Annotated in this window: 12 protein-coding genes; 6 read left to right on the top strand and 6 right to left on the bottom strand. The window is 72.7% G+C overall.

Features of this window, described 5'->3' with window-relative positions:
• Nucleotides 1-29: 29 nt before the first annotated feature.
• A complete protein-coding gene (locus WMF20_RS04045; RefSeq protein ID WP_437610848.1) occupies nt 30-518 on the top strand; it encodes an N-acetyltransferase family protein in 489 nt (162 codons plus the stop codon).
• A 192-nt stretch (nt 519-710) separates the two neighbouring features.
• Here WMF20_RS04045 and WMF20_RS04040 read toward each other — a convergent pair whose 3' ends face one another.
• Entirely contained in the window at nt 711-1,295 is a 585-nt protein-coding gene (locus tag WMF20_RS04040; protein WP_437610846.1) for a GNAT family N-acetyltransferase, read from the bottom strand.
• An 827-nt stretch (nt 1,296-2,122) separates the two neighbouring features.
• Between WMF20_RS04040 and WMF20_RS04035 the strand changes: the two genes are divergently transcribed.
• From WMF20_RS04035 to WMF20_RS04015, 5 genes are all read left to right on the top strand, one after another.
• Entirely contained in the window at nt 2,123-2,956 is an 834-nt protein-coding gene (locus WMF20_RS04035; protein ID WP_437610844.1) for an ABC transporter permease, read from the top strand.
• Between the two features lie 40 nt (nt 2,957-2,996).
• On the top strand, nt 2,997-3,836 hold the full coding sequence (locus WMF20_RS04030) for an ABC transporter ATP-binding protein (protein WP_437610842.1): 840 nt from the start codon (nt 2,997-2,999) through the stop codon (nt 3,834-3,836).
• 10 nt (nt 3,837-3,846) lie between these two features.
• Nucleotides 3,847-4,869, top strand: a complete 1,023-nt coding sequence (locus tag WMF20_RS04025) for an ABC transporter substrate-binding protein (protein WP_437610840.1) — start codon at nt 3,847-3,849, stop codon at nt 4,867-4,869.
• Nucleotides 4,870-4,934: 65 nt separating this feature from the next.
• A complete protein-coding gene (locus WMF20_RS04020; RefSeq protein ID WP_437610838.1) occupies nt 4,935-5,609 on the top strand; it encodes a glutathione S-transferase family protein in 675 nt (224 codons plus the stop codon).
• A 25-nt stretch (nt 5,610-5,634) separates the two neighbouring features.
• On the top strand, nt 5,635-6,255 hold the full coding sequence (locus tag WMF20_RS04015; RefSeq protein WP_437610836.1) for a glutathione S-transferase family protein: 621 nt from the start codon (nt 5,635-5,637) through the stop codon (nt 6,253-6,255).
• 79 nt (nt 6,256-6,334) lie between these two features.
• Here WMF20_RS04015 and WMF20_RS04010 read toward each other — a convergent pair whose 3' ends face one another.
• From WMF20_RS04010 to WMF20_RS03990, 5 genes are all read right to left on the bottom strand, one after another.
• Nucleotides 6,335-7,510: an acyl-CoA dehydrogenase family protein gene (locus WMF20_RS04010; RefSeq protein WP_437610834.1), complete on the bottom strand. Its 1,176-nt coding sequence runs from the start codon at nt 7,508-7,510 to the stop codon at nt 6,335-6,337.
• Between the two features lie 10 nt (nt 7,511-7,520).
• Nucleotides 7,521-8,390 carry an isocitrate lyase/PEP mutase family protein gene (locus tag WMF20_RS04005; RefSeq protein WP_437610831.1) on the bottom strand — a complete coding sequence of 290 codons (870 nt, stop codon included), beginning with the start codon at nt 8,388-8,390 and terminating at the stop codon, nt 7,521-7,523.
• A gap of 105 nt (nt 8,391-8,495) precedes the next feature.
• Nucleotides 8,496-9,848 (bottom strand): erythromycin esterase family protein, encoded by a 1,353-nt coding sequence (locus tag WMF20_RS04000; RefSeq protein WP_437610829.1) that lies wholly within the window; start codon nt 9,846-9,848, stop codon nt 8,496-8,498.
• A 284-nt stretch (nt 9,849-10,132) separates the two neighbouring features.
• Nucleotides 10,133-10,372, bottom strand: a complete 240-nt coding sequence (locus WMF20_RS03995) for a DUF378 domain-containing protein (RefSeq protein WP_437610827.1) — start codon at nt 10,370-10,372, stop codon at nt 10,133-10,135.
• A gap of 245 nt (nt 10,373-10,617) precedes the next feature.
• Nucleotides 10,618-11,433 (bottom strand): SIR2 family NAD-dependent protein deacylase, encoded by an 816-nt coding sequence (locus tag WMF20_RS03990; protein ID WP_437610825.1) that lies wholly within the window; start codon nt 11,431-11,433, stop codon nt 10,618-10,620.
• Nucleotides 11,434-11,831 lie beyond the last annotated feature (398 nt).

The raw sequence follows: 11,831 nt of genomic DNA, 5'->3' as shown, positions 1-11,831 counted from the left end.
GGGCGGCCCCCGCTCGGCTATCCTGGCGGATGATCTCTGCCCTCACGATCCGCGCGGCGGTGCGCGCCGACATGCCCGAGGTGGCGCGCTTCGCGGCGCAGCTCGTCCGCCTCCACCACGCCCTGGATCCCCACCGCTTCCTGTGTCTTGAGCCGCTCGAGCCGGGCTACGAGCGATGGCTCACCCGCGAGCTCGCCGACCCCGGCGCCGCGATCGTCGTGGCCGAGCGAGGTGGCGCCGAGCCGGCGCTGGTCGGCTACGCCTACGGCCGCCGGGAGCCGCGCGACTGGAACAGCCTGCTCGACGCCTGCGGCGCGCTCCACGACCTCTACGTCGACGAGCCCGCGCGCCGGCTCGGCGCGGGCGCGCTCCTGCTGGAGGCCGTGATCGCGCGCCTCCGCGCCCTCGGTGCGCCGCGCGTCGTGCTCCACACCGCGACGCAGAACGCCGCCGCGCAGCGCCTGTTCGAGCGGTTCGGCTTCCGCCGCACGATGATCGAGATGACGCTCGAGCTCTGATCGCCGCAGCGCGCCCCGGGCTCCTCGCTCCGAAGGCGATGGTGCCTGCGGTGCGCTGGCCGAGCGCGGTGGTCTCCTGGACGTTGGCCTTCCTCCGGGCAACGGTGCTGTCACTCGCCCGGAGCGATGTCCCATGAAGACGGGTGCGCGGGAAGATCATGGGATATTCTCCATGACTCCCCGCCTTCATGCTCAGGGGGCTTGCTCCCGGCTTGGCCCCAGGCCCGCGGCGGTCTGCGCCCACACCATCGTGTCGCGCGGCTCGCCCGCGGGCGTCAGGGCGTTCGCCTCGAGCGTCGTCACGTGCCGATACCCGAGCCGCCGGGGCACGGCGGCGCTCGCGGTGTTCCGCGGATCGCAGCGGATCTCGACGCGGCTCCACCCGACCTCCTCGAGCGCGACCCGGGTGAGCCGCGCCACGGCCTCCGTCGCATGGCCGCGGCCTGTCGCGGACTCGCGGAGCCAATAGCCGATCTCGATCGCGCCCGGACCGATCCGCGGGTGTAGCCCCGTCCCCCCGAGCACCTCGCGCTCGTCGCGCGTGAAGATGCCGTAATGAAAGTCGCATCCTGCCGTGAAGTCGTCCCGGAACTTCTCCAGCAGCGCGGTCGTCGCCTCCAGGGAGGACGGCTCGTGCACGGCCCACGGCATCCAGGGCCGCAGGTGCGCAAGGCTGGAGTCGATCGCCTCCCTGAGCAGCGGGGCATCCTCGGGACGCCACGCGCGCAGCGTCAGCCGAGCGGTCAGGATAGATGCCGGCGGGCGCTCACCGGCCATCGCCCGGCTCCCTACCCTCTGTCATCGCGACCCCGACGCCGATGGCTGTCCCCGGTCGACCGCAGCAGACCGCGCGAAGGACACGTCCCCCACCGCCGATCCCTCCTGCATGGAGGCGAGCCGTCATCATGCATCGGAGCCTACAACGAAGACCTCCCCCGCACAGCCCCCCACGTCCGGCCCACCTCCCGGCAGCGCCATTTCTGCCGCAAACCGTCCCGGGCGCTCCCGACGGGCGCCTCGACCCCCTCGCGGCGCGGCTTGACACCTCCGTTATAACGGACTAACTTCCGCCCCAGAAGAGTAAGGCGGAAAACAGCAGCGCTCCCTCCGTTGCGCCGGTGAGGAGGTCCCGCGTCCATGCCCGCGCGTGGATGACCCGCTCGAGCAGAGACGCCACCCGACGCGGTGGCGCCGACTGCGCCTCTCTCTGTCGCATCCGCGACCAGCATGACACGAGGAGGAAGGATGAAGATCTGAACCTGCGCCCCCCGAGAAGCGCAACGCCTCCCGGGTGTTTGACGTCATTCGCCCCTTCCCTCACGAAGATCCATCCCTGCGCCCGACGCTCCGCGGAGCGCCGGACGAGCAAGCCGACCCCCGATCACCTCGAACGCGCCGCCCCGGCGGCCCCTGGAGCCCTCTCGGCATCCCAGGATGCCGCCAGCACGACCCCCGCCGCGCGCCGCATCGACTGCTGCCGTAGCAGCACATCACCAGCATCGCCTTGCTCCTGTCGCAGCAAGTCCATGTCCACCATGACGGATTGCGATCCGTTCCTGCGACAGCGCTCTGGCACGTTACCTGCTCTTCCGGCAGCTCGTGAGATGACGCGCACGCAATCGACGATCGCCGCCGACGCCGGCGCGCGCTCCGAGCGTGGAGCCGCGCGGCGCACCTGGAACGAGGTCCGATGGGCCAGGATCCTGGTGCTCCTGTTCCTGCTCTTCGCATGGCAAGCCGTGACGTCGCTCGGCCTCGTGTCGCCGCGCGTGCTCGCGTCGCCGACCACGGTGGCGCAGACGGGGCTCACGCTCCTCGCCAGCGGGGAGCTGCCGCGCCACCTCTGGGTGTCGCTCGGCCGGGTCAGCCGGGGGCTCGCCCTCGGCGTGAGCGCCGGCGTGACGCTGGCGCTCGTCGCGGGGCTGTTCCGGCTCGGCGAAGACCTGCTCGACGCTCCCATCCAGATGCTCAGGACCCTCCCTGTCCTGGCGCTCGTGCCGCTCTTCATCCTCTGGTTCGGCATCGGCGAGACGCCGAAGATCGCGCTGGTCTCGCTGGGCACGTTCTTCCCCGTGTACCTGAACACGTACGCGGGCATCCGCAGCGTCGACAACAAGCTCGTCGAGGCCGCGACCACGCTCGGGCTCGGCCGCATCGGGCTCGTCGCCCACGTGGTGCTCCCCGCCGCCCTCCCGAACGCCCTCGTCGGGCTGCGCCATTCGATGGGGGTCGCCTGGCTCGTGCTGGTCATCAGCGAGCAGATCAACGCCACGGCCGGCATCGGCTACCTCATGACGAACGCGCGAGAGTTCCTGCGGACCGACATCATCGTCCTCGGCCTCGCGATCTACGCCCTGCTCGGGCTCAGCACCGATCTCTTCGTCCGATGGCTCGAGCGCAACGTCCTCGGCTGGCGCGCGGCGTTCGCCGGCCGGTGAGGACGGCAATCCCATGGAACGCAGCGTGGAGGCTTCTAGGATGAGCGCGATCCCTGGTCCCGCCGTGCGCCTCCGCGGCGTCCGGCGGGCGTTCGGAGCCCGCCCGGTGCTCGGCGGCGTCGACCTCACCGTCCGCTCCGGCGAGTTCGTCGCGCTGCTCGGCGCGAGCGGCTCCGGCAAGAGCACGCTGCTGCGGGTGCTCGCGGGGCTCGACGCGCACGCGAGCGGCGACGTCGCGGTCCCGGACCGGCGCGCCGTCGTCTTCCAGGAGCCGCGGCTCTTCCCGTGGAAGCGGGTGTGGCGGAACGTCGCCCTGGGGCTCCCCTGCCCGCCCGACGAGGCGAAGCGGCGCGCGCTCCTCGCGCTCGCGGAGGTGGGGCTCTCGGCCCACGCGAACGCCTGGCCGCTCACGCTCTCGGGCGGTGAGGCCCAGCGCGCGGCGCTGGCCCGCTCGCTCGTGCGCGAGCCGGAGCTCCTGCTCCTCGACGAGCCGTTCGGCGCGCTCGACGCGCTCACGCGGCTCCGCATGCACGGCCTCTTGGCCGAGCTCTGCGCCAGGCACCGGCCCGCCGTGCTGCTCGTCACGCACGACGTCGACGAGGCGCTCCTCCTGGCCGATCGCGCGCTCGTCCTCGCCAGGCCGTCGCCCGAGGCCGGCAGCGTGATCACCGCGGACCTCGCCCTCGACCTTCCGGCGCCGCGGCGGCGCAGCGGCCCCCGGTTCGCGGCGCTGCGCAGCGCGCTCCTCGGCCACCTCGGCGTCGAGGGCGACGAGCCGGACGACGCTCCCGTCCCCCGATCGACCCCGCGCGCCCAGCGAGCGGCGTCGCCACCCCCTGCTCCCGCCGAAGCGCGGGCCCTACCGTCTGTCGTCTCCTGAAGGAAGGCCCATGTCCATCGCCGCTCTCCTCGACGCGCTCGCCCCGCTCCGCCACGCCGCGGCGGCGCTGCTCGCCCTGTCCGTCGCCGCGTGCTCGAAGGCGGGGGACGCGCCCGCTCCCCCCGCGGCCGGCGAGCCGGCCGCGGTCGACCTGGCGGCGGTGACGCTCCGGATCGGCGAGCAGACGGGCATCGTGAAGAGCGGGCTCGAGGCCGCGGGCCAGCTCGAAGGGATCCCCTACACGATCGAGTGGGCGACGTTCACCGCCGGCCCTCCGCTGCTCGAGGCCATCAACGCCGACGCGGTGGACATCGGCGCCGTCGGGGATACGCCGCCCATCTTCGCGCAGGCCGCCGGGGCCCCGATCCGGATCGTCGCGGTCACCCGGAATCGCCCGGAATACAAGGCGATCCTCGTGCCCAAGGGGTCGAGCGTCCGGGCCTTCCGCGAGCTCAAGGGCAAGAAGGTGGCGGTGGCCAAGGGCTCCTCGGCCCATTACCTGTTGCTGGCGGCGCTCCGCCGGGACGGCCTCGGCATGGCGGACATCGTGCCCGTGTACATGAACCCGAACGACGCCCAGCCGGCCTTCGCCAGCGGAGACGTCGACGCCTGGGCGGTCTGGGAGCCCTATGTGGCGAGCAACGTGCGGCAAGGGGCGGCGAAGCTCCTCGACGGCGCCGGGCTCACCGACGCGCTCTCGTTCCAGGTGAGCAGCGAGAAGGCCCTCGCCGATCCGGGCAAGGCCGCCGCGATCGCCGACTACCTGGCCCGGTCGCACCGGGCCCACGAGTGGTCGAACGGCCACAAGGACGTGTGGGCGCGCAAGTTCGCCGAGGTCACCAAGCTGCCGCTCGAGGTCGCGGAGGACATGTTCGCGCACCACGAGCCGAGATACGTCCCGCTCGACGACGAGATCACCGAGGCGCAGCAAACGATGGCGGACGCCTTCTTTCAGGAGGGGCTCTTGCCGCAGAAGATCGAGGTCTCGAAGGTGATCGACGGGCGATTCAACGATCGCGTCCCGCCCCGTTGAGCGCGCCCTCGGGTCTGGACGACAGGAGCGCTTTTCGCGTGGCAGACGCCACGAAGGAGAACAGGATGACGAAGCTTCGACTCTACAGCGCGAAGGCGTGCCCCTTCGCGCACCGCACCCGGCTCGCGCTCAAGGAGAAGGCGATCGACGCCGAGCTGATCGAGGTCGATCTGCAGAACAAGCCGCAGGCGTTCGTCGACGCCTCGCTCTACGGCAAGGTCCCGGCGATCGAGCACGAGGGCCACCGCATCTGGGAATCGGCGATCATCAACGAGTACCTCGAGGAGGCCTTCCCCGATCCGCCGCTCCTGCCGAAGGAGCCGGCCAGGCGCGCCCTGGCGAGGATCTGGATCGATTACGCGAACACGCGCGTCGTGCCGGCGTTCGCCCAGCTGCTCCGGGCCGAGACGCCGGACCAGGAGGCGGAGGGGCGCAAGGCGCTCGGCGACGTGCTCGCGTTCATCGAGCGGGAGGCGCTGGCGAGGTCGTCGGGCCCTGGGCCCTACTGGCTCGGCGCCGACGTCAGCCTCGTCGATCTCGCGTTCTATCCGTGGTTCGAGCGGCTGCCCGCGGTGGATCGGCTCCGCGGGTTCTCCATCCCGGCAGAGCTCACGCGGCTCCGGGCGTGGATCGACGCCGTGGAGGCGCGCGACGCGGTCCGCGCCACCGCGAACCCGGTCGATTTCTACGTGGAGCGTTACGCGAAGTTCGTGAAGCCGGCGAAGGCGACGGCCGCCTGAGCGGCGCCGGGAGACAGGAGACATCATGTTGAAGCTCTGGGGTCACAAGAATTCCTCGAACGTGCAGAAGGTCCTCTGGGCGCTCGACGAGCTGAGGCTCGATTTCGAGCGCATCGACGCCGGCGGGCCGTTCGGCCGCGTGAAGGACGCCGACTACCTCACCCTCAACCCGAACGGGCTGGTGCCGACGCTCGAGGACGGGCCGCTGGTGCTCTGGGAGTCGCACGCGATCGTGCGTTACCTGTTCTCGCGGTACGGCTCGCCGCCCCTCCAGCCGAGCGATCTCGCGGACAGGGCGCGCGCCGACGCGTGGACGGACTGGCAGTTCGGGACCCTGTGGCCCCCGGTCCGGACGCTCCTTGTGCAGCTCCTGCGCACGCCGGAGGAGCGCCGCGATCAGGGCGCGATCGAAGGCGCGCGCAAGGCGGCGCTCGCCGCCCTCGGGATCCTCGACCGGCAGCTGTCGAAGCACCCGTGGGTCGCCGGAGAGTACTTCACGTTCGCCGACATCCCCCTCGGGGTGGCGGCGCAGCGGTGGTACAACCTGCCGACCGAGCGCCCCGCGCTCCAGCACGTCGACGCGTGGTACGGCCGCATCAAGCGCCGGCCGGGCTTCGAGCGCTGGGTGGATCTCCCGCTCACGTGAGGCGCGCGCCGGCCGCGGGCGAGCGACGGCTCGCCCGCTCCGGCCGCTCGTCTCCGCCTCTCCCCGCGCGGACGGCCCTTCAGAACATCGGCACTTCGGTGTCCAGGCCGAGGAGCACGCGGCCCTGGACGTCGCGCGTGTGCGGCGCGACGAGGGCGTGCTGCGTGACGGCGTGGACGTCGCGGAAGCAGCGTTGAAGCGGGCTCTCCGCGTAGAGCGCCGCGGCGCCGCCCGCCGTGAAGGCCAGATCGACGGCGCGGGCCGCGCCGAGGGCGGCGTTCGTCGCGGCCAGCCGGAGGCGCGCCCGATCCCGGATCGAGATCGACTTGCCAGACAGGGCGGCGTCCCAGAGGGCAGAGACCGCCTCGACGAGGTACGCCCTGGCCGCGCCCAGCGTGGCCTCGGCCTCGGCCACGGCGAGCGCCGTCGACGGCCGCGCCGCGAGCGGCACCGCGGCGCCGACCGGCCGCCTCGTCGCCGCGAGCCGGAGGAGCTCGTCGAGGGCCGCGCGCGCGATCCCGAGCGCGGTCGCCGCGACCGCGCTCGCGAGCAGGCCGAAGAGGGGGAACGCGAACAGGGGCGCCGGATGGGTCGGCGCCGCCATCGGGAGGCGGATGCACCGGCGGCTCGGCACGAAGACGTCCGCGACCGCGAAATCGTGGCTGCCGGTGCCGGCGAGCCCGGAGGCGCTCCACGTATCCAGGATCGTGCACTCCGAGGCGCGGAACATGGGCACGACGGCCTCCGGCACGCCCGCCGGCGACAGGCGCGGCGCCAGCCCGTCGAAGACCACCGCGGTGCCGCCCAGCCAGTCGCAGTGCTGACAGGCGCTCGCCATCGCCCACCTCCCGGTGACGCGAACCCCTCCCTCGACCTCGACGGCGCGCCCGCCCGGCGCGAAGACCCCGGCCGTGACGACCTCCGGGCGCGCATACATCTCTTTGCCCCCCTCCGCGGGGACGTACGCGTCGAAGGCGCCGGTCGCGCCGCAGATCATGGCGCACCAGCCCGCCGCGCCGTCGGCGCGCGAGAGCTCCTCGATGGCCTGCATCGCCGTGAGGGGGTCTGTCTCGAGCCCGCCGAGCGCGGCCGGACGAAACAGTCGAAAGAACCCCGCCTCCCGGAGCGCCCGCGCGACCGGATCCGGCAAACGGCGCTCGCGCTCTCCTTGCTGCGCGTGTTTCTGGATCAGCGGAGCGAGGCTGCGCGCCGCCTCGAGGAGCGACGCGGGTTCGGCGGAGGACATCGTGGCCATGGCAGGAGGCTCACCCCTTCCTGGGCGGCTGCGCGTAGCGCCCCTCTTCGGCATAGTATTCGGGGAATCCGACGATCTCCTGGAGCGCCTCGAAGCGCATCCGGGGGTCCGGGTGCCGGCCGGCGCGCAATGCGGCGAGCGCCTCGCGCATGGCGGCGGCGGCGACCGAGAGCAGGGTGAGCGGATACGCCGCGATCTTGTAGCCGATCGCCTCGAGCTCGGCCGGCGGCAGCACCGGGGTCCTGCCGTGATCCACCATGTTCGCCATGGCCGGCGCGCGCACTTCCCGGCAGAACGTGCGCATCTCCTCGACGCTCTCGGGCGCCTCCAGGAACACGATGTCGGCCCCGAGATCGGCGAACGCCTGGGCGCGGGCCAGCGCCTCGTCGAAGCCGTGCGTCTGCCGGGCGTCGGTGCGCGCCATGATGAGCACCCCGGCGCCCTCGTCGCGCGCGTCCACGGCGGCCCGGATGCGGGCGAGCGCCTCGTCGCGGGGCACGACCTGCTTGCCGCGCGTGTGGCCGCAGCGCTTCGGGGCCACCTGGTCCTCGATCATGACGCACGCGAGCCCGGCCTGCGCGTAGCCGCGCACCGTGCGCTTCACGTTCATCGCGTTGCCGTAGCCCGTGTCGCCGTCGCCGAGCACCGGGATCGACACCGCAGCGCAGATCGCCCGCGCCTGGTCGACCATCTCGCCATACGAGATGAGCCCCGTGTCCGGGGCGCCGAGGCGCGCGGCCGAGACCGCGAAGCCGCTCATGAACGTGAGCGGGAAGCCGGCCTGTTCGACGAGACGCGCCGACAGCGCGTCGAAGCAGCAAGGCATCACGAGGAGGCCGGGCGTCGCGAGGAGCTCGCGGAGCGTGTGAGCCGAGGACACGGCGCAGACGATACCGCGACCCGCCGCCCTCCGGGCAAACGAACGCCCGAGGCGCGCTGGCGCACGGGCCACACCGCGGATTGCCAGAGCGCCTGATCCCGGCGCTCACATCCCTGTCGGGTACGTCTCCGCCTCGGGCTCGCGCCGCTCGGCCCTCCACTCCAGCGGCCTCACCGCGGTCGTCTCGTCGATGTGGACGACCGCGTCGAACTGCTCGCTGAGCCTCGCGTGGAAGTAGTGGCTCGCCCGCTCGGTCTCCGGGAGATAGAGCACGCCGATCGCGCGCTCGAGCGACCGCTCGCGCAGCGCCTCGACGAGCTCGCGGCGCGCGCCCGCCTCGGACCGCAGGTCGAGCCAGAAGCGCGAGAGCTCCGTGTCGTGGAAGAGCCGCTCGTAGCTGCTCGGCAGCGACGGCCGGACGCGCTTGATCTCCGCGGGATCGCCCCACCCGGAGGCGGCCATCACGGTGCCGGTGTGCGTCGAGAAGCCGACGAGGAAGGTGCCTTCGCCGAAGCGCTCGCGCAGGAGCTGGCCGACGTTCCACTCGCCCGCTTCGCCCATCTGCGTCGCGCGCGCGTCGCCGAGGTGCGAGTTGTGCGCCCAGAGGACGACCCGCGTCGGCGCGTGGAACCGGTCGAGGTGCGCGACGAGCGCCTCGACGGTCTCGGCCATGTACCGGTCGCGGAGGTTCCACGACGACACGGGGCCGCGAAACATGGTGCGATAATACTCCTCGGCGCTCTGCACGAGCCGCGCGTTCTGCTCGACCTGGAAGTACTCGTCCTCGGCGACGCGCCCGTCGAGCTTCGCGTACTCGGCCTGCTTCTTCATCAGCTCCATCAGCTGCTCGACGACCTCGCGCTCGCACGACCCGCTGAGCTCGAAGCCGGCCGCGTACCCGTACACCTGCGGATCCTCGCTGAACCGGTCGAAACAGCCGTAGCGGCGCCGCGCCCGCCCGGCGGCCTCCGGATCGACGCGGTCGAGGTACTCGAGGACGGCCTCCATCGAGGCGTGCAGGCTGTAGAGGTCCATGCCGTAAAAGCCTGCCTTCGCCTGCCCGCGCGGGACGCCGGCGTTGTGCTCGCGGAGCCAGCGGACGAGGCCGAGGACGTCCTCGTTCCGCCACATCCACTGCGGGAACCGCTTGAAGCCGGAGAGCGCCTCCTCGGCGCTGCCGTCGTCGTCCGTCCCGCGGACATAGCGGTTCACGCGGTACGCGTCCGGCCAGTCGGCCTCGACGATGACCGCGGAGAAGCCCTTCTCGGCGATGAGCCGCCGCGTGATCTGGGCGCGCGCCTGGTAGAACTCGTGGGTGCCGTGCGTGGCCTCGCCGAGCAGGACGAAGCGGCGATCGCCGATCGCGTCGAGCAGCGCGTCGTAGTCGCGCGCGCCGCCGCGCAGCGGCCGGGCGGCGTCGCGGACGAGGGCGGTCACGGGTTCTCGAGAGCTGGGCATGGTGTCACTCCTTGGTCCGTGGCGGCCGCGGCAGCCTCGGACACGGCTGCACCTCTCCAGCCCGCCGGATCGACGCCTCCGGCGAACGGCAGAGGATACCCGTGAGTTGCCGCTGTGCTCGCTGCTCCATGGTTCCGGACTCGGTGCCTTGGACAGGCACCATGAGCTGCAAAACCCGCGCCGGAACAGGCCACGACCTCAGGAGCCGCCCGACTCCCAGAGACTCCGGAGCTCGGCTCGGCGCGCCTGCTCCGCGCCGGAGCGCCCGATCGAGCCGATGCTGCTCACGGCATGGTGGAGACGCGCGCGCGCTTTCCGAGCTGGACCGAGGCGTACAGGAGATAGAGGCCGGCGAGCCCGACGAGCACGTAGACGATGCGGCTGATCACGCTGAGCCTGCCGAAGATCGCCGCGACCAGGTTGAACTCGAACAGCCCAACGAGCCCCCAGTTGACGGCGCCGATCACGACGAGCACGATCGCGGCCCACGTTAGCCCTGAAATCTCACGGTTGACCTGTTCCATGCCCTCCGGGAGAAGCACGAGCCGCGCCGCGCGCGACGTGCACCGCGCGCCCGCTGCGGCGCTGGCGCCGTCGGCTCGCTCGGCCAGCGCTCAGCCGGCGCGCCTGGCAGGCTCCGCGATCGCTGCTGGACGCGATCGCGGATGCCTCGCTGGTGTCGTTATCGCGATAGGCGATCTCGTCCGGATGGGCTCACTTCCATGGCCCTCGGCGCGATGGAACCGGAGGGCTCGGCGGGAGGCGGCGGTCATGCGTGCGCCGGCGCGACGTCGAGCAGCGAGGGGAGGATCTCTCCCGCGCCGCCGGTGAACACGAAGTCGCAGAGATTGGTGACCGCGCTGGGCTCGACGTTGACCTCGGCGATGAGGGCGCCGTGGCGCTTGGCCAGGGGGACGAACCCCGCGGCCGGGTACACCACGGCCGAGGTGCCGACCACGAGCAGGAGATCGCAGCCGTCGACGCCGGCGGCCGCTGCGGCCAGGTCGCTCTCCTCCAGGGCCTCGCCGAACCAGACGACGTGCGGGCGCTGCACGCCGCCGCAGGGGCAGTGGGGCAGCTCCGCGGCGGTGAAGCGGCGGGCGCGGGTCTCCGGATCGGGGGAGCCGCTCCCCGCGAAGGCGGGGGTGATGGGCACGTCGCGGTTCTCGGTCACGCGCCCGCACGAGAGGCAGCGCACCTGCCACAGCGAGCCGTGGAGCCGCACCGGATCCCGCGAGCCCGCCTGTTCGTGCAGGCCGTCGATGTTCTGGGTGATCAGGGTGAACGCGCCGCCGGCCTCCCGGAACCGCGCCTCCAGCCGCGCCAGCGCGTGGTGGCCCGGGTTCGGCTGGCAGCCGCGCGCGCGCTCGCGCCGGTGGTTGTAGAACTCCCACACGAGGCCCGGATCGCGCTGCCACGCCTCGGGCGAGGCGAGGCTCGTCGCCTCGTAGCGCCGCCACAGCCCGCCGGCGCCGCGGAACGTGGGGATGCCCGACTCCGCCGAGACGCCGGCGCCGGTCAGGACGGCGATCTTCCTGGCGCGGCGCAGGCTGGACTGGAAACGCTCGCGGCTCGTTGCGCTCATGGCGGACCTCCTGAGAATCGAGCAGGGAGGCGGGAAGGTGGATGGGCGATCGCGCCTGCCCGGAGCTTCCCGCGTTCCGGCGCACTCTAGCGCACGCCGCGGGGCGACGTCTGCGCCGCGGCCGGCGCCTGCTCCGCGGCCGGCGCGCGCCGCACGGCGGGCGCGCCCGATCCCGGCCGCGGCGGACGCGCCGTCGACGCGCCCTCGATTTCGGGTGTAAGCCGGCGGAGGCGACCGCGTTTCCCTGGCACTCGGACGCGCCGGGGCCCGCCACCGCGGGCCCCCGCCGCCCCGGTCCCTCCGTCGACCGCCGGACAACCAGCGGCTCGCGGCCCTCGCGCGGCGAGAGCGGCGGAGGGATCCGTCTCGTCCCTGAACGGGGGCCGCGCGTGCGGCCC

It is taken from the genome of Sorangium sp. So ce834, from assembly GCF_051521425.1.
Lineage (GTDB): Bacteria > Myxococcota_A > Polyangia > Polyangiales > Polyangiaceae > Sorangium > Sorangium cellulosum_D.
Note: the sequence above shows the minus strand (reverse complement) of the source record. Positions and strands in the feature narration are given on the sequence as shown.